Annotated in this window: 24 protein-coding genes; 11 read left to right on the forward strand and 13 right to left on the reverse strand. The window is 69.6% G+C overall.

The genetic code is table 11. The annotated features are described in order from the left end of the window. Positions 1-6 precede the first annotated feature (6 nt). From NF556_RS15380 to NF556_RS15400, 5 genes are all read left to right on the forward strand, one after another. Positions 7-984: an alpha/beta hydrolase gene (locus NF556_RS15380; RefSeq protein ID WP_252591873.1), complete on the forward strand. Its 978-nt coding sequence runs from the start codon at positions 7-9 to the stop codon at positions 982-984. 48 nt (positions 985-1032) lie between these two features. Beyond that, the gene (locus NF556_RS15385) at positions 1033-1611 is read left to right on the forward strand and encodes a SigE family RNA polymerase sigma factor (protein ID WP_252591875.1); all 579 of its coding nucleotides are present in this window, start codon (positions 1033-1035) and stop codon (positions 1609-1611) included. Further along, positions 1608-3602 (forward strand): hypothetical protein, encoded by a 1995-nt coding sequence (locus tag NF556_RS15390; RefSeq protein ID WP_252591878.1) that lies wholly within the window; start codon positions 1608-1610, stop codon positions 3600-3602. Before NF556_RS15385 ends, NF556_RS15390 begins: the two co-directional genes overlap by 4 nt. Positions 3603-3970: 368 nt before the next feature. Further along, entirely contained in the window at positions 3971-5032 is a 1062-nt protein-coding gene (locus tag NF556_RS15395; RefSeq protein WP_252591880.1) for an IS110 family RNA-guided transposase, read from the forward strand. A gap of 105 nt (positions 5033-5137) precedes the next feature. Then, positions 5138-6334: a DUF2786 domain-containing protein gene (locus NF556_RS15400; protein WP_252591882.1), complete on the forward strand. Its 1197-nt coding sequence runs from the start codon at positions 5138-5140 to the stop codon at positions 6332-6334. On the opposite strand, the gene NF556_RS15405 is transcribed toward NF556_RS15400, so the two are convergent. Beyond that, positions 6331-7089, reverse strand: a complete 759-nt coding sequence (locus NF556_RS15405) for a TetR/AcrR family transcriptional regulator (RefSeq protein WP_252591884.1) — start codon at positions 7087-7089, stop codon at positions 6331-6333. The genes NF556_RS15400 and NF556_RS15405 overlap by 4 nt on opposite strands. A gap of 59 nt (positions 7090-7148) precedes the next feature. Between NF556_RS15405 and NF556_RS15410 the strand changes: the two genes are divergently transcribed. From NF556_RS15410 to NF556_RS15420, 3 genes are all read left to right on the forward strand, one after another. Further along, entirely contained in the window at positions 7149-8120 is a 972-nt protein-coding gene (locus tag NF556_RS15410) for an ABC transporter ATP-binding protein (protein ID WP_252591886.1), read from the forward strand. Further along, a complete protein-coding gene (locus tag NF556_RS15415) occupies positions 8117-8962 on the forward strand; it encodes an ABC transporter permease (RefSeq protein ID WP_252591888.1) in 846 nt (281 codons plus the stop codon). Before NF556_RS15410 ends, NF556_RS15415 begins: the two co-directional genes overlap by 4 nt. Before the next feature lie 91 nt (positions 8963-9053). Then, entirely contained in the window at positions 9054-10772 is a 1719-nt protein-coding gene (locus tag NF556_RS15420) for a glycoside hydrolase family 13 protein (RefSeq protein WP_252591890.1), read from the forward strand. Between the two features lie 31 nt (positions 10773-10803). Here the strand turns inward: NF556_RS15420 and NF556_RS15425 are convergent, their stop codons facing one another. Further along, positions 10804-12114 (reverse strand): hemolysin family protein, encoded by a 1311-nt coding sequence (locus NF556_RS15425; protein ID WP_252591892.1) that lies wholly within the window; start codon positions 12112-12114, stop codon positions 10804-10806. A gap of 101 nt (positions 12115-12215) precedes the next feature. On the opposite strand from NF556_RS15425, the gene NF556_RS15430 reads away from it, so the two are divergent. Next, positions 12216-12869, forward strand: coding sequence for a helix-turn-helix domain-containing protein (locus NF556_RS15430; RefSeq protein ID WP_252591894.1), 654 nt, complete (start codon positions 12216-12218; stop codon positions 12867-12869). 240 nt (positions 12870-13109) lie between these two features. Here NF556_RS15430 and NF556_RS15435 read toward each other — a convergent pair whose 3' ends face one another. Both NF556_RS15435 and NF556_RS15440 read right to left on the reverse strand, forming a co-directional pair. After that, positions 13110-13796, reverse strand: a complete 687-nt coding sequence (locus NF556_RS15435) for a DUF8185 domain-containing protein (protein ID WP_252591895.1) — start codon at positions 13794-13796, stop codon at positions 13110-13112. Next, positions 13786-14262 carry an acyl-CoA thioesterase gene (locus NF556_RS15440; protein WP_252591897.1) on the reverse strand — a complete coding sequence of 159 codons (477 nt, stop codon included), beginning with the start codon at positions 14260-14262 and terminating at the stop codon, positions 13786-13788. Before NF556_RS15440 ends, NF556_RS15435 begins: the two co-directional genes overlap by 11 nt. Positions 14263-14307: 45 nt before the next feature. On the opposite strand from NF556_RS15440, the gene NF556_RS15445 reads away from it, so the two are divergent. Next, positions 14308-15243 (forward strand): acyl-CoA thioesterase, encoded by a 936-nt coding sequence (locus NF556_RS15445; protein ID WP_252591899.1) that lies wholly within the window; start codon positions 14308-14310, stop codon positions 15241-15243. Between the two features lie 207 nt (positions 15244-15450). Here the strand turns inward: NF556_RS15445 and NF556_RS15450 are convergent, their stop codons facing one another. The 3 genes from NF556_RS15450 to NF556_RS15460 are packed head-to-tail and all read right to left on the reverse strand — an operon-like array spanning position 15451 to position 17737. Next, on the reverse strand, positions 15451-16353 hold the full coding sequence (locus NF556_RS15450) for an LLM class F420-dependent oxidoreductase (protein ID WP_252591901.1): 903 nt from the start codon (positions 16351-16353) through the stop codon (positions 15451-15453). A 38-nt stretch (positions 16354-16391) separates the two neighbouring features. Beyond that, complete coding sequence (locus NF556_RS15455) at positions 16392-16985, reverse strand: TIGR03086 family metal-binding protein (protein WP_252591903.1); 594 nt, start codon at positions 16983-16985, stop codon at positions 16392-16394. A 17-nt stretch (positions 16986-17002) separates the two neighbouring features. Then, the gene (locus NF556_RS15460) at positions 17003-17737 is read right to left on the reverse strand and encodes a VOC family protein (RefSeq protein ID WP_252591906.1); all 735 of its coding nucleotides are present in this window, start codon (positions 17735-17737) and stop codon (positions 17003-17005) included. A gap of 203 nt (positions 17738-17940) precedes the next feature. Between NF556_RS15460 and NF556_RS15465 the strand changes: the two genes are divergently transcribed. Continuing rightward, on the forward strand, positions 17941-19179 hold the full coding sequence (locus tag NF556_RS15465; RefSeq protein WP_252591908.1) for an arginine deiminase: 1239 nt from the start codon (positions 17941-17943) through the stop codon (positions 19177-19179). On the opposite strand, the gene NF556_RS15470 is transcribed toward NF556_RS15465, so the two are convergent. From NF556_RS15470 to NF556_RS15495, 6 genes are all read right to left on the reverse strand, one after another. Further along, a complete protein-coding gene (locus NF556_RS15470; protein ID WP_252591910.1) occupies positions 19173-20096 on the reverse strand; it encodes a pseudouridine synthase in 924 nt (307 codons plus the stop codon). The two genes, NF556_RS15465 and NF556_RS15470, sit on opposite strands and share 7 nt — an antisense overlap. Before the next feature lie 17 nt (positions 20097-20113). Further along, positions 20114-20662 (reverse strand): hypothetical protein, encoded by a 549-nt coding sequence (locus NF556_RS15475; RefSeq protein ID WP_252591912.1) that lies wholly within the window; start codon positions 20660-20662, stop codon positions 20114-20116. 26 nt (positions 20663-20688) lie between these two features. Beyond that, on the reverse strand, positions 20689-22371 hold the full coding sequence (ettA, locus tag NF556_RS15480; RefSeq protein ID WP_252591914.1) for an energy-dependent translational throttle protein EttA: 1683 nt from the start codon (positions 22369-22371) through the stop codon (positions 20689-20691). A gap of 131 nt (positions 22372-22502) precedes the next feature. Next, on the reverse strand, positions 22503-23015 hold the full coding sequence (gene ssb, locus NF556_RS15485; protein WP_252591916.1) for a single-stranded DNA-binding protein: 513 nt from the start codon (positions 23013-23015) through the stop codon (positions 22503-22505). A gap of 132 nt (positions 23016-23147) precedes the next feature. Then, the gene (locus NF556_RS15490; RefSeq protein ID WP_252591918.1) at positions 23148-24773 is read right to left on the reverse strand and encodes a GTPase; all 1626 of its coding nucleotides are present in this window, start codon (positions 24771-24773) and stop codon (positions 23148-23150) included. Then, on the reverse strand, positions 24770-26476 hold the full coding sequence (locus NF556_RS15495) for a dynamin family protein (protein ID WP_252591920.1): 1707 nt from the start codon (positions 26474-26476) through the stop codon (positions 24770-24772). The genes NF556_RS15490 and NF556_RS15495 overlap by 4 nt, the downstream gene beginning before the upstream one ends. Positions 26477-26580: the final 104 nt, after the last annotated feature.

Genomic DNA, 26580 nt, shown 5'->3' on the forward strand with positions numbered 1-26580 from the left:
GACCGTATGCCGAGGCACCGGCCCCCGGACGACTCACCTGAGGCGTCGGGCTTCACTGCGGCGGACCGCCGCTACGAGCGGCACGTCCGCCCACTCCCGCACCCGGTGCGACGAAGCCGCGAGGACTGGGTCTGGCGGGACCGCGACGGGCGGGCGCAGTGGCTGCTTAACGTCGAGCACGTGGGCGCTGACGACGCACCGGTCCGTGTGATCCTGGTCCACGGCGCGGGCGGCAACGCCGCGGCAATGTGGCCGTTCGCCGCGCACCTGAGCCTGCTGGGGACACGCGTCACCGTGGTCGATCTGCCGGGCTACGGTCGCAGTCGGCAAGTGCGCGGGCGGCCCGGCAGCGTGCGCTATCCGGACTGGCAGCAGGTCCTCATCGACCTGGTGCACGGTGAGGCCGATGATCGTCCCCTGGTCCTGGTCGGCGCCAGCATGGGCGGGATGCTCGCGCTCGACACCGCCGCTGTCACTGACCTGGCTGACCGGGTGATCGTGACCTGTCTGCTGGACGTCACGCATCCGAAGGTCCGGGCGGGTGTCGTGCGGTGGCGCTGGCTGACGCTCGGCCTCCCCCTGCTCCACCTGGCCCGCGGCCCGCTGGCGCGGGTGCCCATCCCGATCCGCTGGCTGACGCCGATGGCGACGATCTCCAACTCCCCCGGCCTGGCCGCCGAGGTGCTGCGCGCCCCTCGAGGCGGCGGAGGCTCAATGCCGTTGGGGTGGTTCCGCACCTTCCTGGCGAGCGGCCCCGCCGTGCCACCTGAGGAGGTCAGCCAGCCCCTCGGCATACTGCTGCACCCGGGCGAGGACCGGTGGACCGCACCGGAGCTGAGCGAGGACTTCCTGGCCAGGCTGGCCGCGCCCACGCGGTCGGTCCGCCTCGCCGGTTGCGGGCACTTCCCGGTCGAGGAGCCCGGCTTCCAGCAGTTGCTTGATGAGGTGGCCGCCGAGTTGTCCGCGCTGCGGGGCGGCACCTGAGGCAACCTTTTGGGCAGCCACCGGGTCGAGTGGGCAAGGGAGGTCACGATGACACGACGCACCAGCCGGGGGAAGACACCAGCGCCGCCACCAGGCTTCACCGAGTTCGTGGTGGGGCGCAGCGGCTCGCTGTTCCGCACCGCTGTCCTGCTCACCCGGGACCCGCACTCGGCCCAGGACCTGCTCCAGACCGCCCTCACCAAGGTGTGGCGCAACTGGGACCGCATCCAGGGTGAGCCGGAGGCCTACACCCGCCGGATCATCCTCAACCAGTTCCTCACCGACCGTTCCCGGCGGTGGACCGGCGAGCACCCGACCGAGTTCCTGCCGGAGGAGCCGGTGCACAACCGCCTGGAGCGGGTCCCGGACGACCCGGCTCGCGTAGTCACCGACCGCGAGACGCTGTCCGACGCGATCGGCACGCTGCCGCCACGGCAGCGGGCCGTGATCGTCCTGCGCTACTTCCACGACCTGAGCGAGGTCCAGATCGCCGAGGCGATGGGGACCAGCACCGGCACGGTCAAGTCGCAACACAGCAAGGCCCTGGCGGCCCTGCGCATTAGCGAGCACCTGGAGGACGCTCCGAGCATCGGAGCCCCCTCCGCCATCGGGAGGGAAGAGGCATGAACACCACCACTGACCTGCGGCGTTCCCTTGAGGAGACCGCCCAACACTATGACGCACCAGACCCGCACACACTGCTGCGCGGCGTGCGGGAGGACATCGCCACCGGCCGTGACCGGGGCAAGGGCCGCCTGGTCGCCGCGGCGGCCGCGGTCGCCCTGGTCGCCGGTGGCGGCTGGGCATTGACTCAGGGGCTGGGCTCCGACGAGGAGACTGGCACGATGCAGCCTGCCGACGAGGCGTGGGAGCTGGTCAACGGGGCACCGCCGGAGTATGCCGACGGGCTGGCCCTGGTGGACACCGTCGAGCTGGGAGCCACCGAGGATGGCGCCGTCGTGCTGGAGCCAGAGCCAGTCGTGGGACCGTCCTTCGCAGTCGCCTGGTGCCACGGTGAGCCAGACGACCCGCCCGAGCCCGCTGCACTGGTGGGTCCGGAAGACGGTGAAGAGGTAGTGCCACTTCATTGCACCACCCAGGACGGACAGCAAGGGGGACTGCCAGAACCGCTGCCCGATCTCGCGGAGGGAGTCGACTTTGGGGTCCACCGGGCTCATGATCTCAGCACCCAGGACGTGACCGTCGGCATCTACCGCGAAGCGACCGTGTCCGAGTTCCCCTACCCCGACCAGCAGGACGTCCCCGAGGCGCCTGAGCACGACGTCATGATCGACGCGTCGTCGCCTCTGGTTGAGCGAGCCATTCCAGCGACACCGCTCGAGGAGGGGTCCACCGGCGGGTCCTCCGGACCGCTGGGGCACAATGCCCTGCCGGGCGCCTCCGTCGCCTCGCACGAGGGCACCACGTTGACGACCTGGGCCGGGGAGCCGGGGCGGCTGCTGGTGGAGGTCAACGGGACCGTGATCACCAACGACGGCGAGGGCCTGTCCCAGCCGGCGACCCCGGGCCCGTGGCAGGACGCCGACCCCGACCTGCGCGGTGGCTACTGGCACACCTGGCACGCCGGTGCCACCACCCGGGAGTTCGACCTGAGCCCCGCCGCCCTGGCGCAGCACGGCATACAGGTCAGCGAGGGTGAGTCGGTGACGGTCACCGCCCACGCCGCCTTCCCGCGGGACGCCTGGCAGGTCGGCATCGACCAGCCGGAGGGCGTCTCCGAGGCGGCCGACCTGACAACTGTTGACCCGACCGAGGTGCTGCCCGCCTTTGCCTACGGCTATGAGCAGGTCACGGCCGTGTCCGTGCCCGCCGACGGGGTGCCGCACACCGTCGAGGTGGGCGATGTGGACCCGACCGAGCTGGTCTGGGTGGCGCAGTGCCCGGAGTCCGCGACCATGACGCAGGTGCAGGTCGGCAGCCAGACCACCGAGTGCTCTGCGGGCCTGGAGTGGCTGCTCGCCGTCCAGGACGCGGGACTCGTGACCGGCGAGCTCCCCGAGGTCCGGGTCGCGGCCGGCGCCGAGCCGGTGATCGTGGCGGCCTACGCCCCCCGGGTCTGGGAGGACTACCCCTTCGAGGAGTCCACCGACCCGCTGGCCGCGAGCGAGACCGTGGCCATGGTGGCGCCGCCGCCCGTGGACGGGGCAGCCCCGCCTGAGTTGGCCGGGAGTCATGGCCCGACGGCGGTCTACCGCGAGGTGGCGACGGTCAGCACCGAGGACCTCGACGCCGACGGACGCGCGGAGGTCACGGTCCCCTCGAGCACCGACCTGAGCATCTGGCTGGAGACCACTGGGGCCTCCCGGCTGCAGCTGGAGATTGACGGGACGCCGATCGACCAACTGCTCCCCACACCGGATCAGCCGGTCATGCCGGGCACGCTCCAGGCCCACCAGCTCCTGGTCCGCGACGGCTGGTACTCCACCTGGACGACCGGAACGTCCGGCCACGAGCTCCGACTCGATGGCGCAAACAGCCAGACCGGGGAGGGCGAGCGCGACGAGCCCACGGTGACCATCGAGGTCGAGGCCGCCGACGGCGCGGAGGTCGACCTGACCTTCTTCGAGTTCGTGCTCGAGGAGGACTTCGAGGGCTGAGCGGCCCAGCCCGGGTGGAACATGAGACCAGATGTGCGCGGTGAGCAGGATCCATCGTCGTCGCCGCGCACATCTACTCGCAGGTTCTGGCGTCGCGCCCACCCCGTGATGCGTTATCCACAGTGATGATTGGAGCGCCGTCGTTACGCTCGATGGAAGTCCCGCCCGGCTGACCCGGTTATCCACTGGCTTTTGGTGCCTTTGGCCTGATCTGTCGCCGGGCGGGGCGCGCACCAGCCGGACGGAAGCGTGACCTGATAGGAGCCTGGCCTGGCCTCGTCACTGTGCTGTCCGCCCGACCGGTGGTGCGTGTCCACCCAAACGGATTCGAGCCGGAAGGACACCAAACCATGGTGACATCTATTGCAGTGATCGGCGGGATCGATACCCACGCTGACACCCATGCCCTGGCCGTGATCGACAGTCGGGGCCAGTTGCTGGGCACCACCACCGTGCCGGCTACCGCAGCCGGGAACCGGCAGGCGCTTGCTTGGCTGGCCTCTCACGGCACCGTCCACAGCGTGGGCGTTGAGGGCACCGGGTCCTACGGTGCCCAACTCGCCCGGCACCTAACCGCCCACGATCTCAAAGTGATCGAGGTCGACCGCGCCGACCGCAAGACCCGGCGACGCAAGGGCAAGAGCGACCCGCTGGACGCCGAGGCTGCCGCTCGCGCCGTGCTCGCTGGCGTAGCCACGGGTGTGCCGAAGACCCGTACCGGGCCGGTGGAGTCGCTGCGTGCCCTCAAGGCGACGAAGCGGGCTGCGATGAAAGCGCAGGTCGCTGCCCGATCCGCCCTGGTCCAGATGGTCATCACCGCACCCCAGTCTGTGCGCGACCAACTCGACGGACTCAAGGGCACCGCACGGGTCGAGGCCTGCGCACGGTTGCGGCCCGACCGAACCCTCCTGCACGACCCGGTCCACGCGGTCAAGCTCGCCCTGCGCCGCACTGCCCGCCGCTGCCAGGTGCTGGCCGAGGAGATCGCCGAACTGAACACCGACATCGAAGCACTAGTCTCCTCCACCGCGCCCCGCTTGCTGGACGCCTTCGGCGTCGGAGCGGACACCGCTGCCCAGTTGCTCATCACCGCCGGCGACAACCCCGAGCGGATCCGCTCCGAGGCATCCTTCGCCGCCCTATGCGGCGTCAGCCCGATCCCCGCCTCCTCCGGACGCACCGACCGCCACCGGCTCAATCGTGGCGGAGACAGACTTGCCAACGAAGCGCTCTGGCGCATCGTCATGGTCCGCCTCAGCCACGACCCCAAGACGAAGGCCTACCTCGCCAGACGCAGTCAGCAAGGCCTCAGGAAACGCGAGATCATCCGTTGCCTCAAGCGCTACATCGTCCGCGAACTCCTACCCATCATCCGAGCCGAACTCTCCCCGGCCACCGACAATCACAACCCACTTCACGAAGCGGCTTGACAAGACATAGGAGCATCAGGCCGGGACCGCCCTGTCCGTCGTCTGTGCCACCGTGGGGTCCGCACCTGCCGCGAGGGGCAGGGCATAAGCGAGGGAGGGGATCGTATGTCGACAGCTGCGGCCGGTGCACACCGCACCGGCGACCTGGGACAGCGACTGGGGCACCTGATCGAGCAGGCGTGGGACAACGGCTGGGAGCCGATGGACCTGCACCGCGTCGCCGTGCGCAACACCAAGCCTGCGGCGATCGCGCTCCTTGGCGACCTGATCGCGGCCGACCTTGCACGCTATGCGGCACTGACGGTCGAAGAGCGTTGGCACGCTCAGCTGGACGAGATGGAAGCGTCTGTCTGGTGGCGCCCGGACGAGGACCCCGTGACAGCTCGCGCCAGGCTGGTCAAGGGTGGCTGGGCCGCCCTGCACCAGGCCGGCCGTGAGCTGGAGGCGTGGCTGCGCGGTCTGCCGGCGCTCGAGGTGATCGGGGCGCGTCCCGGCCGGGCGAGCGCCCGGAAGACCCCAGGCCCTGCGGTCGACGAACGACTCCTCGGCAAGGTCCGCCTGATGCTGGCCAAGGCCGAGTCGACCACCTTCCCCGAGGAGGCCGAGACCTTCACCGCCGCGGCACAGAAGCTGATGACCAGGCACAGCATCGACCGCGCCCTGCTGGAGCAGGGAAAGGACAGTCATGACGGACCCGCAGCGATCCGGGTCGGAGTGGACCGCCCCTATGAGTCGGCGCGGTTCCACCTGATCTCCGCCATCGCGACAGCCAACCGGTGCAAGGCGGTGTGGCAGAAAGGACTCGGGTTCAGCACGGTGGTCGGCTTCCCGACCGACCTGCGCGCTGTCGAGCTGCTGTTCACCTCGCTGATGGTCCAGGCCACGTCGGCCATGGCCGCGGCTGGGTCGCGCGAGCACTGGTCCGGGCAGAACCGCACCCGGTCGTTCCGCAACAGCTTCCTGACCGCCTTCGCGGTCCGGATCGGCGAGCGGCTGGACCTGGCAGCTCAGCAGGCCCAGCAGGAGGGTGAGCAGGAGCGGGCCGAGGTCGGGCACCTGGACCCCGGCGTCCCCGGAGGATCGGCGTCCCGGCTCAGCGACCCGCCGCGCAACGACCGCACGGCCCTGGTGCTCGCCGCGCGCGACAAGGAGGTGGAAGACGCCGTGGCAGAACGCTTTCCGCGTCTGCAGACCCAGCGCAGCCGAGCCACCCTCGACGCAGAGGGCTGGGTCTCCGGCACCACGGCCGCAGACCGGGCCGACCTGGGGGCGCCGGGCCGACTCGGCAGAACCGGCAGCTAGTCGCGGGGGCGGGCTGCCTGCCGGGCCGCGAGCCCCTCGATCAGCAGCTCCAGCCCGAACTCATACTCCATGCCCACGCCCGTCTCGTCCTCGAGCACCGGGCCACCGGCGTAGCCGCCGGCCAGGAAGAGGGGTGCCGCATAGGGCAGCCGCTCTGCCGTGATCACCTCACCGAGCTCGGCCATCGCGTCCGGCCCGAACTCCAGGTCCTCCTGGTCGGCGAGGTCCCGCTCCAGGGTGGAGAAGCTGGAGACGTAGGAACTAATGACCAGGACGAGGCTGATGATCTCGTCCTCGCTCAACTCCAGGGCGCGCACCGCCTCCATCCCCCGGTCAACGACCTCCATCGTCCCCGGGAGGAGCACCGACACGGGCCCCCGCTGGACCTCGAGCAGCCAGGGATGCTCGCGATACATGCCCTGGAGCTCGGCGACCCAGTTGCGCAGATTTTCCCTCCAGTCGTCCCCGCTCTTCGTCCGCGGCGGCAGGAGCCAGTCCGCACCGCACATGAGCAGGAGAAGCTCATCCTTGTTGGCGACATAGCGATACAGCGACATCGTGGTGAAGCCCAGGGACTCGGCCACGCGCTGCATGGTCACCGCAGCCAGCCCCTGCTCGTCGGCGATCTCGATGGCCTGCTTCACGATCTTCTCGTGGCTGAGCCCCCGGCTGGGGCCACGCTGCGGCGCCGCGTGCGCCCCCCACGCGATGGCGACCACCCGTGGCACACCACTGTCCGTCTTCTCACCAGGCATGGAGCCAGCCTAGTCGAATAACTGTGTACGTGACACGCTGTGTATGTCATACTCTGTTTATGTCATACACAGACAACACTGTCACAGACAACACCACGACAGACGAGACCGTGATCGAGGTGTCCGGGCTGCACAAGGGCTACGGCGGCACCGAGGTGCTGCAAGGTCTGGACCTCTCCCTCGGACCCGGCGTGCACGCGCTGCTCGGACCCAATGGCGCGGGCAAGACGACCCTCGTCAACATCCTGACCACGCTGGTCCCCCACGACAAGGGCACCGTCAAGGTGCTGGGCATGGACACCCGCACCGACGCCCACCGCATCCGGCACCGGATCAGCGCCACCGGTCAGTTCGCCGCCGTGGACGAGGTTCTCACCGGGCGCGAGAACCTGGTGATGATGGCTCGCCTGCTGGGCCTGCGACCACGGGCGGCGCGCCGCCGGGCCGACGAGCTGCTCACCCGGTTTGACCTGGAGCAGGCAGCCAGCCGCGCGGCACGCACCTACTCCGGAGGCATGCGCCGCCGGCTCGACCTGGCGGTGAGCCTGATCTGGCCGCCGCAGGCGCTCTTCCTCGACGAGCCGACCACCGGACTGGACACCCGCAGCCGCCTCGCGCTGTGGGAGCAGATCCGCGCACTGGCTGCCGAGGGCACCAACGTCTTCCTCACCACGCAATATCTCGAGGAGGCCGACCAGCTGGCCGACCAGATCGCCGTCCTCGACGGCGGCCGGATCGTGGCCAACGGCACCGCTGCCCACCTCAAGGCCCTGGTGGGCAGCGACGTGGTGCGCGCTCTCGACGCGGCCGGCACCGTCCGGCGTGAGGCACCGACCGATGGGACAGCCGCCGATCTGGCGAGGGTCACTGCAGACCTGGCCGCGACCGACCCGACCTGGCGCGTGGAGCTGCACCGGCCGACCCTCGACGACGCCTTCCTGCAGCTCACCGGCCACGCCGCCACGGACGCGGCCGACCCCACCGACAGCGCCACTGACGAGCACGACATGATCCTGGAGACCACCCGATGAGCATCCGCACCCAGCCCACCGAGCCGGCCACCGACCCCGCACCCACCCGACCCACGACCACGGGGGCTCCGGCACCCAGCCGGGGGTCCGGCATACTCACCGCCTCTGGGGTCTTCGTCGGCAGGGCCGCCCGGCACAGCCTGCGCGACGTCGAGTCGATGCTGATGGCGGTCCTCCTGCCGGTGATGCTGATGCTGATGTTCACCTACGTCTTCGGCGGGGCGATCGCGCCGGGGGGCAGTTACCTGGACTACGTCGTGCCCGGGATCGTCCTGACCTGCGCTGGGTTCGGGGCCGCCTCGACCGCGGTCGGTGTCGCCCAGGACATGACCACCGGCACGATCAACCGGCTGCGGACCATGCCGGTGCCCAGCGCGACCGTCCTGGTGGGGCACGTCGTGGCGAGCCTGGCCCGCAACCTGTTCGCCACCGGCGTCGTCCTGCTGGTCGCAGTCCTGATCGGCTTCCGCCCCGAGGCCGGTCCGCTGGACTGGCTGGGTGCGATCGGGCTGCTGACGCTCTACATCCTGGCCATCACCGCGGTCTTCGCCATGCTCGGCCTGGTGGCCCACTCCCCGGAGGCGGCCAACGGCTATGGCTTCGTGCTGCTCTTCCTGCCCTATGTCTCCAGCGCGTTCGTGCCCGTCGAGACGATGCCGGGCTGGCTGCAGGGCTTCGCGGCCCACCAGCCGATCACCCCGGTCATCGAGGCGACGCGGGCGCTCTTCACCGGTGTTGCCCCCGGGTCGGACGCGCTGGTCGCGATCGCGTGGTGCGTCGGGATCATCGCCTTCGCGGTGGCCCTGACGGCCTACCTCTTCCCCCGCCGGGTGGCCCGCTGAGCCGTATGCCGAGGGGCGGGGGCCCCGGATTTCGCCAGGTGGTCGCGGGTCACCACAATGGTGCCCCGTGACCTCCCTAGAGTCCTCAGTTGTGACCGGACGCCTCCACCCCGCCGAGCCCCACGACGCACCCTGGTGGCGCCACGCGGTGATCTACCAGATCTATCCACGCTCCTGGGCGGACGACAACGGTGACGGCATCGGCGACCTGCCGGGCATCACAGCTCGCCTGCCCTATCTGGCCGACCTCGGCGTGGACGCCGTCTGGCTCTCGCCGTTCTACGTCTCACCGATGCGCGATGCCGGCTACGACGTCGCCGACTACCGCGACATCGACCCGGTCTTCGGCACCCTGGCCGACGCCGACGTCCTGATCGAGCAGGCGCACACGCTGGGTCTGCGGGTCATCGTCGACATGGTGCCCAACCACACCTCCAGCGAGCACGAGTGGTTCCGGGCGGCACTGGACAGCGCACCCGGGTCCGCAGAGCGGGCGCGCTACATGTTCGCCGAGGGCAAGGGCGCGGACGGGTCGGAGCCACCGAACAACTGGCAGTCCGTCTTCGGGGGCCCGGCCTGGACCCGTGTCACCGAGCCCGGTGACACGCCCGGGCAGTGGTATCTGCACCTCTTCGACCCGGGTCAGCCCGACCTGAACTGGGAGAACCCCGAGGTCCGGGAGATGTTCCTGGACGTGCTGCGGTTCTGGCTGGACCGTGGCGTGGACGGCTTCCGCATCGACGTCGCCCACGGCCTGATCAAGGCCGACGGCCTGCCGGACTGGCACGAGCGCACCGGGATGCTCGGCAGCCACGAGGAGGAGCAGGGCGGTGACACCGACCAGTCCGACCGGGCACCGATGTGGGACCAGGACGGTGTGCACGAGATCTACCGTCAGTGGCGCGCCCTCTTGGAGAGCTACAACCCCGAGGGGGACCCCGCCCGCGACCGCATCCTGTGCGCCGAGGCCTGGGTCGAGCCGATGGAGCGCGCCGCGGCCTACGTGCGCCCCGACGAGATGCACCAGGCCTTCAACTTCGAGTTCCTGGAGTCACCCTGGCGCGCGGACACCCTGCGCGAGGTCATCACCACCTCGATCTCCGCGGCCGATGCGGTGGGCGCGCCGAGCACCTGGGTGCTGTCCAACCATGACGTCGTGCGCCACGCCACCCGCCTTGGCCTGCCCATCGGTGAGTCTCGCCCCAACGGCATCGGCATCGGCGACGTGCAGCCCAACGCCCAGCTGGGCGCGCGTCGAGCGCGCGCGGCCACGACGCTGATGCTGGCCCTGCCCGGCTCGGCCTACCTTTACCAGGGCGAGGAGCTCGGCCTGCCCGACCACACGGCGATCCCGGACCACCTGCGCCAGGACCCGACCTTTGAGCGCTCCGAGCACCGCGAGCGCGGCCGGGACGGCTGCCGGGTGCCGATCCCCTGGGAGGCCGGTGCCCCCGGCTATGGCTTCGGCCCCTCGGCGCAGACCTGGCTCCCCCAGCCCGAGATCTATGGCGCCCTGGCCGTCGACCGGCAGCAGGGCGTCACGGGGTCCTCGCTCGAGTTGTATCGCACCCTGCTGTCCCTGCGCCGCGAGCTGGACCTCGGCGTTGGCGAGCTGACCTGGGACGAGACCTCAGGTGACGACGTCGTGTCCTTCCGGATCACCGACCAGGACGGCGAGAGAGTCCGCGTGATCAGCAACCTGGGGGCCGATCCGGTGGCGATTCCCGACGGCGCCGAGGTGCTCGTCGCCAGCAGCCGCCTGGTCGACGGTGCGGTCCCGACCGACACCACCGTCTGGCTGCGCCGCTGACCTCCCGTGCTGACCGGTCACTGCTGACCGGTCACTGCGCGGGAGTCTCCCCCGACTCCTGTGCGGTCACGCGGACCCGGGCGATCCGCATACCGTCCATCTGGAGCACCTCCAGCCGCAGGCCCTCGACCTCGACCGTGTCGCCGGCCTCGGCCAGCCGGCCGAGGCGCTCCAGAATCAAGCCACCGACGGTGTCATAGTTCTCGTTGGACAGTTCCTTGCCGGTGAGGTCCTCGAACTCCTCGATATTGAGGACTCCATCGACAGACAGCGAGTCGCCGTGAGCGAGGGTGGCGTCCTCGGCGTCGGTGTCGGCGTCGTACTCGTCATACATCTCGCCGACCACCTCCTCGATGAGGTCCTCCATGGTCACGATGCCGTCGGTGCCGCCGTATTCGTCGACCACCAGCGCGATCTGCTGCTTCTCCGCACGCAGCCGGTTCATCGCGGGCAGCACGTGCAGGCTCCCCGGCAGGGGGACGATCGGTCGGGTGATGTCGGCGATGCGCTGGGTCGGCCACTCCTGCACCGGCACGGCGAAGACGTCGCGGATGTGGACGAACCCGAGGATGTCATCGACCGAGCGGCCCGTCACGGGGAACCGGGAGTGGGACGAGGACACGAGCATGTCGTGAACCGCCTCCACGGTCTCGTCACCGGAGAGGAAGACCACGTCGGTGCGGGGCCGCATGACCCGGTCCAGATTGCGCTCGTGCGCGCGGAAGACGTCGGTGAGGATGCGGCGGCTGTAGGGACGCAGTCCCTGGTGGCCCTCGATGATCTCGCGCACCTCGTCGGTGGTCATCTCCTCGGCCGTCGCATTCGGGTCGCCGCCGACAAGGCGGACGACAAGGTTGGTGGAGGCCGACAGCAACCAGATGACCGGACGGGCCAGTTTGGCGAAGATGTTCAGCGGCGGACCAAGGACCTTGGTGAACGCCACCGCCTGCTGCATCGCCAGGCGCTTGGGCACCAACTCGCCCAGGACCAGGGACAGATAGGCGATCAGCAGGGTCATCGCAATGAGCGCCACCGTGTCGGCCACCCCCTCCGGGATCCCCCACCCGGTGAGCACCGGCACCAGGTCCGGAGCAATGGTCGAGCCGCCATACGCCGAGGAGAAGAACCCGGCGACGGTGACACCGATCTGCACCGCCGACAGGAACTGGTTGGGATTGCGCACCAGGGCACCGATCCGCTCCCCGCGCTGACCACTCGCCTCGATCTTGCGCACCTGCCCATCGCGCAGCGAGACGATCGCCATCTCTGTGCCCGCGAAGACACCGCCGATCAGCACGAAGACCAGCACGAGGCCGAGATTGACCAGAGTTTGTGAGTCCACGCCACGACGCTATCGGCAGACGACGTCGCCAGCCGCATTCTCCACCGGTTCCTGGCATTGAGAGTTCTCAATCCCAGCGCCCTCGGCGTTACACTCGGCCCATGACCGGCGACGACGCCGCGGAACTCACGCCTGAGGAGCCTTTGTCCGCGACCCCACGTGACCCCGCAACAGACGGTGTGGGCGACGCCGATGCCGGGGCCAACGCCAGTGCCGACACGCCGAAGCATCGAGAGCGGCGCTCGGCAACGGACGCCGAGGCTCGTGCCCTCGCCTCCAGCCTCCGCCTGCGCATCCTGCGGCTCACCCTGGACGAGCCGCTGACCAACAAGGAGATCGCCGAGGCACTGGACCGCAACCCAGCCTCCGTCCTGCACCACGTGCGCACCCTGGTCGACACCGGCTTCCTGCGGGCCGAGGCGGTGCGGCGCGGCACCCGCGGCTCACGCGAGATCCCCTATCGCGCCACCGGCAAGTCCTGGAACCTCGACACCCACGGCGTGACGGCCGGCCCGATCGTGGAGGCGTTCGTCTCCGAGATCGGCACGGTGCCCGCGCACCAGCGCGAGCTGTCCCGCATGCGCCTCAACGGCAGCGACCTGGAGGAGTTCCGCAAGCGGCTCTATGAGTTGGTCACCGACTTTTATGAGCGGCCCCGCGACACGCAGTCCGCGCCGCACTCGGTGTTCATCGCGATGCACCCGGACACCTCGACACCACGTCGCCACGCCCCCGGTCCCCCCGCAAAAGAATAAAGGTCTCGTACGCGCTGCCCGTAAAACTGTCAAGGTCTCGTACACCAGAGCCGGATACTCCGAGAAATCTCTTGGGCCGCACGCCGTGGGTCGCACAAGACCACCCACTGCGGCGCTCCTCGACGTGGTGTGGTGATACCCGCCAGCCGGGATCTCGATGTCTTGCCGGTCTTGGTAGGCGATGCCTCGCATACTCTCGGGGCAGGGCGTGCAAGACCTCTATTCTTTTACTGGGGTGGGTCAGCGGGTCAGGATGTGACCGACCGGGGTGCTGGCACGCGTCCACGGGCCGGCCCGGAAGACACTGACCTCCGCTCCTGGGCGGACAAAGCCCAGACCGTAGGCCGCGAGGCCGACTCCCGCGGTCAGTGCCCCGTCGGCGACGGACCGCTCCCAGACTCGCTTGCGCAGCGCCTCGACGGCGTGACCACCGGACCCTTCGGGCGCTCCCTGGGCGATCTCGGAGATGCCGGCCTTGGCCACCTCGAGCAGGTCGTCGCCGGCGACGATGCCGACCTGCTCCCAGCCGGAGCGAGCCGGTGTCAGTGCGGTCCACGTCTCGGTGTTCTCCATCGGCGGGACGGGCAACACGGTGCTGAGGTCCCCCGTGCCAGCCCGCCGGGCCAGCCGGTCACTGATCGCGGCCAGGGGCACCGTGGTGTCCAACTCGGCCACGCCGTGCAGGGCGGTCAGCGGCATGGTCCGCAGGCCGAGCACGACGCCCTGCCCCACCAGGCCGCGCCCGGGCAGCACACACACCCACGCAGCCAGGACCCCGCCGCTGACCAGCAGTCGGACCGACCCCTGGGCCATCAGCGTGCGGGCGCGCCGCACAAAGGTGCCCAGGTCATGCAGGCTCTCCACGTCCGGGAACTCCAGCGCGGGGCCGCCCGGAGCAGCGCCGCCCGGCGTGAGGTCAGTGGGCACGACGGTCCTTGTGGCTGCGCAGCAGCAGAGGCTCGCCCGCGACCGACTCCATGGCCGCGCGCTCATGCTCGGCGATCCGGCGGGGCCGCTGAGCGGTCAGGTCATAGGTGACCAGAGTGGACTCGGCCTTCGCAAAGGTGAGGTCACTGCCGCGCTGCCCCACGACATACGAGATGTCAAAGCTGGCCCCGCTGATGGCCGAGCACCACAACGTCACCAGCGCCGGCTCATAGCTGAAGGTCATCGGCGCCAGATAGTCGATCTCCGAGCGCGCCACCAGCACGCCGTCCTCCAGCAGCGAGCGCTCCTGGCCGAACCACTCGTGGAAGGCATAGACGCGGGCCTCCTCCAGATAACGCAGATATTGCACGTTGTTGACATGCCCGTAGGCGTCCATGTCTGACCAGCGCACGGCGACCTCCACGGTCGTGGCGTTGGCAGGCACGGGGATGGCGGGAGGTGGCATGCGCTCATCCTCTCAGGTGGCCTGCGGTCTACTACAGTTCGCGGGGTGACCCCCACGCCAGAAGACCAGCTGACCGATCTGCTCAACGTGCTCGATCTGACCTTCGAGGGCAAGACCACGGTGCGCGTTGCCTCCCTCGAGGGCGTGGACGAGGACCTGCACGACAGCGCGGGCGAGGTCTTCGTCGGCAACAGCCAGCCGATGCCGCACGGCCGGGTCTTCGGCGGGCAGGTGCTGTCCCAGTGCGTCGTCGCCGCCGGGCGCACCGTGGACCTCGACGACGGGGACGGCCAGCGGCACATCCACAGCCTGCACGGCTATTTCCTGCGCCCCGGTGATGCCAACAAGCCGATCCGGTTCCTGGTGGACCGGATGCGCGACGGCGGCTCGTTCTCGGCTCGGCGGGTGCACGCGGTCCAGGACGGTCGGATCCTGCTGTCGATGATCGCCTCCTTCCAGGACCTGTCCGAGGGGCTCGACCACCAGATCCCGATGCCCGACGTCCCCGCCCCCGAGGACCTGCAGCCCGATGCCGAGCTGCTCGCCCAGATCGACCACCCGTTGGCACGGCACGCTGCTGCCCGCGCGGTCGAGCTGCGCCACGTCGACCCCCAGCTCTATCCCGGCTCCGACGCCGAGCCCTCGGAGTCGCAGTCGGTGTGGATGCGTCTGCCCGGGGTGCTGCCAGATGACCCGCACCTACACGCCGCGGTGCTGGCCTATGCCTCGGACTACAGCCTGCTCGAGCCGGTGCTGCGCAAGCACGGCATCATGTGGGGCGACCCCCGCCTGCGCATCGCCAGCCTGGACCACGCCATGTGGTTCCATCGCCCGGCCAGGGCCGACCAGTGGGTGCTCTACACCCAGGTCTCCCCCTCCGCGCAGGGCGGACGTGGCCTCGGTCAGGGGCACATGTTCACCCGTGACGGCACCCTGCTGGCCACGGTCGGCCAGGAGGGCATGACCCGGCTCAAGGCGTGAGAGACGAGCGACTCCTCGAACTCTGGGCGGACGAGGAGACCCAGCCTCCGCGGGTCACCCGCAGGCGCTTCTGGCTCCAGTCGCACAAGCCCACCTGAATGGGGCGGTGACCACTGGACACCGGACGCAGTCCCTCACGATCAAACTGGAATCCCGGGAAGACCAGGCCCGGGCTCGGGCCGACTGCCTTCATCTGAATGTTCCTCCTCAGAGGCCCGCGGCCTGCTCGACCAGCTCACCGACGAGCGCATAGGCTGCCGGGTCCGTGTCGTTGGCCATGCCGAGCATCACTGTGTCGGTGCCGACCTCGGCCAGGGCACCGAGTTTGTCGACGGCTTGGGCGACGCTGAGGGAGGTCTCTCCCGAGGGCATGGTGTCGCCCCCGTCCCGGGTCAGGGAGATTCGGCTCAGCACCGAGTGCTCGATGTCCTTGGGGTCGCGACCGAGGTCGGCGCAGTGCCGCGCGAGCACGTCAAACTTGCCCTTCAGCACCCCCGGCCCGGAGTAGTCGAACAGGTTACAGGCGTCGGCATACTGCGCCACCAGCCGCAGCGTCTTGCGCTCCCCACCGCCGCCGATCAGCACCGGCGGTCGTCGCACGGGCTGCGGAGAGCTCAGGGGTCGCTCCAGGTGATGGTGCGCCCCGGCATACGGCTCCTCGTTGCCGTCCCACATCTGCCCAACGATCTGCAGGGTTTCCTCGAGCCGCTCGAACCGCTCGGCGACCGGTGGATAGGGCACGCCGAGCGCGCGGTGCTCCTCCTCGAACCAGGCCGCCCCGATGCCGAGCCAGGCCCGCCCACCGGAGAGGACGTCGAGGGTGGTCACCGTCTTGGCGAGCAGACCGGGGTGCCGATAGGTCACCCCGGTCACCATCGCGCCGAGCTCGATCCGCGAGGTGACGCCAGCGGCGAACCCGAGGGTGGTGTAGGCCTCGAGCATCTCCGACTCCGGGGGCCCGATGTCAGGGATCTGGAGGAAGTGGTCCATCACCCACAGGCTGGACAGCCCGACTGCCTCCGCGTCACGGGCGATGCGGGTGAATGTCGGGCCGATCGAGGCCGGTGCATCCGGCCACGACCAGTAAGAGACCTGGAGTCCGAGTTTCATGACTCCAGTGTGCGGGATTTTGGGCCCCCCGGCCACGGTCACCCCTGAGCGGGCGCGGCCTCCCACGCCGGGTCGCGGCCCGTCAGGCCGATGAGACGGTCCAGGTCCGGGGCGGACTTCGCCACGGGGACCGGCGGGCCGAACAGCCCGTCGGCCTCCTCCATCGGCGGGAGCGAGGACAGGAAGTCCAGCAGGGCACGCACGTCCGTCTCACGCGGGGTGAAGGGTTGACCGGTGGCGCGGGCCAGCTCCCAGCCGTGCACGATCAGCTCGTCGAGCACGAACATCCCGGCGACCGGCGCGGGCAGCGGCACGCCGCCCTGAACCGTCTCCCCCTCCCACGCGGACGGCTCGGCCCACGCCAGGGCCAGCTCCGTCAACTGCGTGGGGACACGCTGGCGCCAGTCTGGCCGGAGCTGCGCGGCGTCGCCGTCGCGCAGGTCCTCCGGCGCCACGGGCGTCTTGTGGGCGGCGGACTGGAGGCCGGCGGAGAGTCCGTCGATGTGCTCGAGCAGGTCACCGACGCGATAGCCCTCCGACGGGGTGGGGCCCGTCAACCGCTCTGCCGGGAGGTTCGCCACGAGCTGCCCGAGGGCATCCGAGGCCGGGCGGAGATCATGAAGTGCGCTCATGGCACCACGTTAAAGGCTCAGGGCGTCCCCGGGTCGGACAGCACGCACAGCTCGTTGCCGGAGGGGTCGCGCAGGACCACCCACGGCTGCCCCTGAGCCCAGTCCTCCGTGGCTCGCGTCGCACCGAGAGACAGCGCCAGCTCGACGAGACCGGCCTGATCGGGACCACCGGGCTCAGGCCGAACATCCAGGTGCGTGCGATTCTGCCGGATTTTGGGCTCCGGCTCTGGACAGAGCTCCAGCAGCGGCCCGCGCAGGCTCGGGTGTCGCAAGGACACCGGACCGATGCCCTGCGCGGGCACCCAGCCGGTCAGCGCGGCATAGAAAGCCCCGTCTCGCTCGGGGTCAGCGCTGTCCAGCGGCAGGGCAGCGATGGGGCCGGTGTTGCGATACGCAGGCCGCTGATCCATGACGCAGAAGGCATTGCCGTCCGGGTCGGCGAGCACCACCCACGGCACGTCGCCCTGGCCGATGTCGGCGCGCGTGGCCCCCAGGCCCAGCAGTCGCTCCACCACCGCGGCCTGCTCCTCCGCGTCGCCGCCGAGGAGGTCGAGGTGCAACCGCCAGCTTGGGGGCGGCGGATCAGGCACTCGCTCGATGCAGAGGTCGAGCCAGAAGTCCCCCAGCTCCAGCCGTCCCTCGAACAGGTCCGGCTCGGACATCCCCGCATCCACCAGGCCGAGCGCACAGGCCCAGAACTCCCCCGTCCGTTGTGGGTCACGGGCCTGCACGTTGATGTTTTCCAGCACCATGTCGTCCACGTTAGTGGCCGGCACCGACATCCCGGCCGAAACAGCTGTGCCACACCCTTGTGCTGATCTGTTCCGTGCGGAAGTGTGGGAGTTGAACTCGGGCCCGGTCGTCTGGAGGAAGCGGAGATGTCCGCTGAGACAACACAAATGGGCATCACGACACTGAGCGTTGCCACAACAACAGAACTCAGGAAGGAACGTCAATGTCGCTCCCCACCCACGGTGTCCACTCCGAGGTCGGCAAGCTCAACAAGGTGCTGGTCTGTCGACCCGGCCTCAGTCACGAGCGGCTCACCCCGAGCAACAACGACGACCTGCTCTTCGACGACGTCCTCTGGGTGGAGAGCGCCCAGCGCGACCATCAGGAGTTCGTCGACACCATGCGCTCGCGTGGGGTCGACGTGGTCGAGCTGCACGAGCTGCTGATCGAGACGCTGGCCGTGCCTAGGGCCCGCGAATGGCTCATGGATCGCAAACTGACCATCAATGATGTCGGGCTCGGGCTGATCGATGACACCCGTGCCTACCTCGACACGCTGGATGCCACGACCCTGACGGAGTTCCTCATCGGCGGGCTCTCCACCCGGGAGATGCCCGAGGAGTTCCGCTCGCCCCACCTGGCCCTCGCCCGGAGCTCAGAGGGGGTGACCGAATACCTCATGCCGCCGCTGCCCAACACCATCTATACCCGCGACACCACCTGCTGGATCTATGGCGGCCTCACCCTCAATCCGCTCTACTGGCCGGCGCGGCACGACGAGACCCTGCTGATGAAGGCCATTTATCAGTTCCACCCTGCCTACACCGCCAGCACCGTGTGGTGGGGCGACCCGGAGCAGGACTGGGGCCAGTCCACGATCGAGGGCGGTGACGTGATGCCGATCGGCAATGGTGCCGTGCTCATCGGGATGAGCGAGCGGACCTCGCGGCAAGGAATCACCCAGGTCGCCACGAAACTGTTCGAGGCAGGGGCCGCGACCCGTGTCGTTGTCGCCGGGATGCCCAAACTGCGCGCCGCCATGCATCTGGACACCGTGTTCACCTTCGCGGACCGCGACGTGGTGACCTACTACCCCGACATCGTGGACGGCATCCGCACTGTGTCCCTGCGCCCCGCGGACGACGGGGGCATGGACGTGACCGAGGAGTCCGGCTCGTTCATCGAGGTGGTCGCCGACGCGCTCAGCCTGCCCAGGCTGCGGACGGTGGAACCCGGTGGCGGCTGGTATGCCGGCGAGCGCCAACAGTGGGACAGCGGCAACAACGCGGTGGCCGTCGAGCCCGGGGTGGTCTTCACCTACGACCGCAACACCTACACCAACGAGTTGCTGCGTGCCGAGGGCATCGAGGTCATCCCCATCCGCGGGGCGGAGCTCGGTCGTGGTCGCGGTGGTGGCCACTGCATGACCTGCCCGATCTCCCGGGACCCCGTGGACTACTGACCGCGCAGGCCGGGCCCGCCGCAGACACCAGCGCGCGCCAGCTGCCGTCGCGAGACGAACCGCCGGTGCTCCCCGGTGAGCGGGTCAGTGAAGGCCAGCTCGGCGGCCAGCAGGTGCAGCGGACGGCTGAAGTCGTCCGGCGCCACGTCCAGGATCTCGGGATAGAGCGGGTCGTTGACGATCGGGGCACCCAGCCGGGACAGGTGCACTCGCAACTGGTGGGTGCGCCCGGTCTGCGGGCGCAGACCGACCAGAGCCACCCCCGCCTCCCGCGCAAGGACCTCGATGCCGGTGATCGCGTTGACCTCACCTGGCACCTCCTGCGCCTGGAGGTGTCCGTGCACCTTCTCGATCCGCGAGCGCACCACGGCGGGCAGGGTCGTGTCCGGCCCGAGAGGCACGAGCGCGCGATAGGTCTTCTCCACCCGCCGATCCGCGAACAGTTGCTGATAGGCACCGCGCAGCGCCGGATCCTTGGTCACCAGCAGCACCCCGGAGGTCAGACGGTCGAGACGATGGGCAGGCTGCACGTGCTGCCACCCCGGTTGGCGCCGCAGCCTGGTCACCACGCTCTCGCGCACGTGCCGTCCGCGTGGCATGGTCGCCAGGAAGGGCGGCTTGTCCACCACCAGCACCCGTTCGTCCTCGTGCAGGACGGTCAGCTCGCCTGGCACCGCGGTCTCGTCGGGCAGGTCCCGGTGCAGATAGACCCACTGCCCCGACCGGTATGCCGTGTGCTCGGTGACCACGGTCCCGTCACCGAGGAGCACCTCCCCTGCGGCGAGGCGCCGCTCCACCTCTGCTGCTCCGTTGGTCCGGTCCAACAGGAACTCGGCGACCGTGCTCCACGAGGCGCCGGTCGGCATACTGATCCGGACCGGGGGCACCCCGTCCCGGTGCGGCAGCGGCGACGTCATCACACCTCGGCGCCGCCTCATCGGCGGAGCAGGCGCCAGGCAACCAGTGCCACCAGGAGCAGGGCGAGGACGAGCCCGCACGCGAGGGTCGCCAGCGGCGACAGGTCCCAGCCCGCAACCAGGATCACCCCGGCGATGATGCTGGTGCCGACGCCACCAACCGCCACGAGATAGCCGAGTCCACGCAGGGTCCCCGCGTCGAGCGGCGGCACCTCCTGCCGCGGGGTTGGCCGGGTCCAGCCGTTGGTGCGGGCCTGCCGGAACATCTCGGTCCCGGCCCCGACGACCAGGCCCAGCAGGGCCACGGCAACCCCGCCGACGGCCAGGGCGACGGCGGCGGCCGGGTCCTGGCGCTCGCCGACCGACTCTCCCGACACCGCGAGGACCACGGCTGCGCCACCACAGGACAGACCAACCAGAAGCAGCAGGCACAGGACCGGCAGCTGGATCGCCGGTCGGGCGACGATGCCGAAGGGATAGTGCGGATCGCCAATCGGGTGGATCAGCTCCTCAAGCAGGCTCGGCCCCCGGTCCGTCCCGGCCTGCCGGCCATCGGTCGCCCTCATCCGGTCATCCCCGCTGACGCGCCCGTTCAGTCGCGCGTGAGCTTGCGATAGGTGACGCGGTGCGGACGGGCCGCGTCGGCACCGAGCCGCTCGACCTTGTTCTCCTCATAGGCGCCGTAGTTGCCCTCGAACCAGTGCCACGCCGACGGGTTGTCCTCGGTGCCCTCATAGGCCAGCAGGTGCGTGGCCACGCGGTCCAGGAACCACCGGTCGTGACTGATGACGACGGCGCAGCCCGGGAAGTTGAGCAGCGCGTTCTCCAGTGAGCCGAGCGTCTCGACGTCCAGATCGTTGGTGGGCTCATCCAGGAGCAGCAGGTTGCCGCCCTCCTTGAGCGTCAGGGCCAGGTTCAGCCGGTTGCGCTCGCCACCAGAGAGGATGCCGGCCTTCTTCTGCTGGTCCGGGCCCTTGAAACCGAACTGGCTGACATAGGCGCGCGAGGGGATCTCGACGTTGCCGACCTGGATGTAGTCGTTGCCGCCGGAGACGACCTCCCACAGCGACTTGTCTGCGTCGATGCCGCCGCGGGACTGGTCGACATAAGAGATCTTGACCGACTCACCGATCGTGACGGTCCCGTCGTCCGGCTCCTCGAGACCAACGATGGTCTTGAACAGCGTGGTCTTGCCGACACCGTTGGGGCCGATGACGCCGACGATGCCGTTGCGCGGGAGCGTGAAGGACAGGTCGTCGATGAGGACCCGGTCGCCGAAGCCCTTCTTGAGGTCGCTGACCTCGATGACCTGGGCGCCCAGGCGCGGGCCCGGCGGGATCTGGATCTCCTCGAAGTCCAGCTTGCGGGTCTTCTCGGCCTCGGCCGCCATCTCCTCATAGCGGCTGAGGCGGGCCTTGTTCTTGGTCTGCTTGGCCTTGGCGTTGGAGCGGACCCACTCCAACTCCTTCTCCAGGCGCTTGGCCAGCTTCTGGTCCTTCTTGCCCTGGACCTCCAGGCGCTCGCGCTTCTTCTCCAGGTAGGTGGAGTAGTTGCCCTCGTAGGCGAGCAGGCGTCCGCGGTCGACCTCGGCGATCCACTGGGCGACGTTGTCGAGGAAGTAGCGGTCGTGAGTGACGGCCAGGACCGCGCCAGCGTATTCCTTGAGGTGCTGCTCCAGCCACTGCACGGACTCGGCGTCCAGGTGGTTGGTGGGCTCATCGAGCAACAGCAAGTCGGGCTTGCTCAGCAGCAGCTTGCACAGCGCGACCCGGCGGCGCTCACCCCCGGAGAGCACGGTCACGTCGGCATCGCCGGGCGGGCAGCGGAGCGCGTCCATGGCCTGCTCGAGCTGGGCGTCCAGGTCCCAGGCGTCGGCATGGTCGATCTCTTCCTGCAGCTGACCCATCTCGGCCATCAGTGCGTCGAAGTCGGCGTCCGGCTCCCCCATGAGCTCGCCGATCTCGTTGAACCGGTCGACCTTGGCCTTGATCTCACCGACACCCTCCTGGACGTTGCCCAGGACGGTCTTCTCCTCGTTCAGGGGCGGCTCCTGCAGCAGGATGCCGACGGAGTATCCCGGCGAGAGTCGTGCCTCGCCGTTGGAGGGCTGGTCCATCCCGGCCATGATCTTCAGGATCGTGGACTTGCCGGCACCGTTGGGGCCGACGACGCCGATCTTGGCGCCCGGGTAGAAGGACATCGTGACGTCGTCCAGGATCAGCTTCTCGCCGACCGCCTTGCGGGCACGCGTCATCGTGTAAATAAATTCGGCCATGGTGCTCAGGCTAGCCCTCCCCGGTGGCCCGGCCCGAATCGGTTGTTGCCGAGTGCCGGACTCGTCTGAGGCACCTGACCGGGCCGACCCACCGGGGAACGGGACGACCCGGGGCCACACCGGCGGCAGCCTCAGGCGCTGAGGACCGCCGGGATGCGCTCGGCGGCCTCATCGACGTCCTCGTCGAGGTCCTCGGGCGGCTCGCTGTCAAACCCCTGGGGGTCGCCGGGCGTGGCTCCCAGCACGTTGGGGTCGTCCATCGGGTCGTCGCCCTCCAGTCGCGGACGCTTAATGTTGGTGTAGTCGGCCTGTCCCCAGTTCAGGTCCGGGCCGACCGAGTTGGCCTCGATGCGGGCGGTCATCCCCTGCTTGTCGTTGCTCTCCCACTTCACCAGCCGCAGCCGGCCCTGGACGATGACCGGTGTGCCTCGCTCCAGCGACTCGATGGCGTTGATCGCCAGGTTGCGGAACGTGGAGACGCTGAAGAAGCTTGCGCCGGTCTCGATGTACATCTTGCGCTCACGGTCGTAGTAACCGTGGTTGACCGCGACATCGAAGTTGGCGAACACGTCGTTGTTCTTGGTGTGACCATAGGTCGGCTTGGCGGTCAGCCTGCCCACCACGGTGACGGTTGCGTCGCTCATCTGATTCCCCTTCCGGTTGCCCCACGGATTGTGGGCTCGACCCCACTGTGGTGGTGGGGTCACCGGCCCGGCAGAGGTCAGTGCAAGGTTGTGGATGACGCAGGCCGGTGGTTCGGCCTGTGGACAGGGCGGTCAGCGCGCGGCGGCCTGCAGTTGCTGACGTGTCTGCGTGTGGCGGGCCAGCACGGCGCTGACCGGCTCACTGACGTGCTTGCGGGAGACTTCAGCGACCGAGGTGGCCAGCCGCTCCTCGATGGCACGTCGGCGGCGCCGGGACCCAACCCGAGCGGCCGCTCGGGAGATCATGGCCAACAGCAGCCCGAGCAGCACTCCCCCGGCCAGCATCAGCACGGGGATCGGCAACGGTCCCCACGTCGGCACCTCCTGCGGCATCTGCAGGAACCCGAGCGCTCCGAGGACCACCAGCCAGACCAGCCCGGCGATCGCGGTCAGTGCCAGCAGCCACTGCAGCAGGTTGGCGCCCTCCCACCAGAGCGGGTTGCGCGCCCGCAGCGGGGTGCTCATGACCGCTTGGTCGAGCGCGTCAGCCAGCGCCTCGTCCTGCGGTGTCGCGGCCGCGGCCACGGCATCGCCCCACCTCGGGGGCAGGCCAGCGCCTGCGGCCTCACCCACCTGGCGGGTGGCCAGGTCGACGGCCGAGCGCGCGGCCGGGCTGGGCGGAGGCAGGGAGGAGCGCCCCAGGGCGGTCCTGACGTCGGCATCGGTGATCGCGGGTCGCTCGGCGGTCCCGCCGAGCCGCAGCCGGCGCAGCGGGTCGGGTCGCAGGGCACTGACCCAGCGGGTGAACAGCCACCCGACGTGTTGGCCCGCCTGACGCAGATAGTCACGCTGCACCGCGTCGAGGACGACCGGCACACCGGCGGCCTGCTTCAAGGAGGTGACCAGTTTCTGGTCGGCGTCCTTGCTCAGGGTGGGATCCGCGTCGGCGACACCACGCAGCAAGTTGCGCGCGGTGCCCTTGACGTCCCCGATGAGGCGCTGCTCGGCGGCGTTGCGGTGGGCCACGACCGCACCGATCGCCGACGTGAGCTCATCGAGCCCGTGGCGCAGCCGCGCTGAGGTGCCGATCACCTCGAAGTCACCCGCGCCATCCGCGGCAATGAGTCGCGCCAGGTCGGCCTTGATCCGCTCGACGCCACCGTCCTGCTGGATCCGGTCCACCTGGTTGAGCACGACGAGCATGACTGCCTCGTGATCCTGCAGCGGGGCGAGGTAGTCATTGTGCAGGCGAGCATCGGCATACTTCTGCGGGTCGGTGACCCAGACGAAGACGTCGGAGCGCTCCAGGATGCGGTCTGCCTCAACCCGGTGTGACTCCTGCGTGGAGTCGAAGTCCGGCAGGTCCACCAGGATCAGGCCGTCCAGCGCCTTGTCCGCGTCGCGCACATGGTGGCGCGCCTCGATGCCCAGCCAGTCGAGCAGCTCAGCGGGGTTGTCGTCCCCGCCCCAGATCGCGGCCGTGGCTTTTGAGGTGGTCGGACGGCGCGCGCCGATCACGGAGACCTCGTCACCGACGAGGGCATTGAACAGCGTCGACTTGCCCGAGCCGGTCGCACCGGCCAGGGCGACGACGGTGCGGCCGCCCTTGAGGGCCCACCGCTCCTCGATCTTGGACACCAGAGCGGTCCCGGCCTGCACCGCGTCGGGCTCCAACTCCTGACCGCCCGCCCGAAGCCCATCGTTGAGCTGCTCCGTGCGCCACTGCAGGGTCTGCTGCCGGGTGCCACCGCGACTCATCGGGCCTCCTCCACCTGCTCGGCCGCAGCCGAGAGCTCGGTGACCGCCTCCGCGGACAGTTGCACCTCGTCCAGGACGGCCTCATACCGAGCCAGCTCCGCGTCATACAGGTCAGAAACCTTGGCCAGCAAGGCTTTTCGTGCCCGGGCCGCCAGTTCGCGCACCGCCTGGTCTCCGAAGATCGCCTCGAGCAGCCGCTGGGCCAGGACCGCCGAGCCGCCGGCGATGCCGACCTCGACACCGGTCAGGCCGGCGGTGGAGGTGAAGACGATCAGCATCAGCATGACCGCGAGCGCGTTGACACCGAAGGCGAGATAGCGGGCGGTGGTGCGCTTCCCGCCTGCCTCGGCGCGCACCATCTCCAGCACCTCGCCCTGCCAGTCGCGGATGGTCCGCTCGACGCGCTCCTCGATGCCGGCGCTGGCCTTGGCGAGCTCGCTGTGCTCGAGCACCAGCGCGGCGCCTCCGTCGGTGCTCTTCCAGCTGCGGCTCGCGGTGCTGGCGGCCACCTGGGCATGGGAGGTGATCAGCGCCGCGGCACCGGTCTGGATCGCCTCGCCGAGGTTGTCGGTGGTGACCTTCTTGCCGGTGAAGAAGGTGGTGAGGCGGTCGCGCAGGTGACTGATGCCGACCTCGATCTGGCGCAGGAACTCGCCCGTGCCAACCAACTCCTGCCAGCGGGCCAGCACCTCACCGCGCAGCAGCGTGCCGTCCTCCATGCCGTCCTCGACACCCTGCACGGCATCGACGTATGCCGAGCGCGCGGCCTGGCGCAGACCGTCGCGGGCCGCGAGCTGAGACTGACCGGCCTCGGTCAGCTGCGCTGACCGCGCCGACAGCGAGCCGAGTGCCCCCTCCAAGGTGCGTCGGATCACCACCGAGCGTGCCCGGGCGTCGCCAGCGAGGGTGTGCAGCCAGCCGCGCAAGCGCTCGGTGTCGCGCTCGGAGAGCATGCCGTCCTCGCCGAGAGCGGACTCGGGGATGACGAAGATCGGGGACTTGGCCAGACCCTGCTCGCGCAGCATCTCTGCGAGGTGGACGCGGATGTCCTCCATCGCCTCCGGCGGGACCCGGTCCAGCACGATGGCCACGCTGGTGCCGCGCTCGGCGGCCTCGCGCAGCAGTGTCCACGGGACCGCATCGGCATAACGGGCAGCGGTCGTGACGAACAGCCACAGGTCGGCGGCAGCGAGCAGCTGGCGGGCCAGGTCACGGTTGGAGGTCACCACCGAGTCGATGTCTGGGGCGTCGAGCAGTCCCAGGCCCGACGGCAGCATGGCCGAGGCGGTGAGTCGGACCGACCCGGGGTCGTCCTCGTCGGTCACCGAACCGGTCACCCGCGACAGGCCGGGCAGAATGCGGTCGCCGGTGAACCAGCTCTTGTCGTCGGGGTGGTGCACCAGCACCGAGGCTCGGGTGGTCGGTCGCAGCACTCCCGCGCGGCTGACCTCCTCCCCCACGAGCGAGTTGACGAGCGTGGATTTGCCGGCGCCGGTTGACCCGCCGACGACGCACAGCAAAGGCGCGTCCAGCGAGCGCAGCCGGGGCAGGACATAGTCGTCGAGCTGATGGACCAGGTCGCCCCGGGTCTGGCGAGCCTCGGCTGCGCTTGGCAGGTCGAGGGTCAGCTGGATCCGCTCGGCGGCGGCGCGCAGTCGCTCGACCGCGGGCAGCAGCTCTCCTGCGGAGTCCGTGTCAGTCACGACCCAAGATTGCCGCCTCTTGCCTGTTAGGACAAACCAGACCCGCCCCCACCCGCAAAAAGATAAAGGTTTCGCACGCCATTCCCGGATTTTCATAGAGGTCT

Source organism: Ornithinimicrobium faecis (assembly GCF_023923225.1).
GTDB classification, from domain to species: Bacteria; Actinomycetota; Actinomycetes; order Actinomycetales; family Dermatophilaceae; genus Ornithinicoccus; species Ornithinicoccus faecis.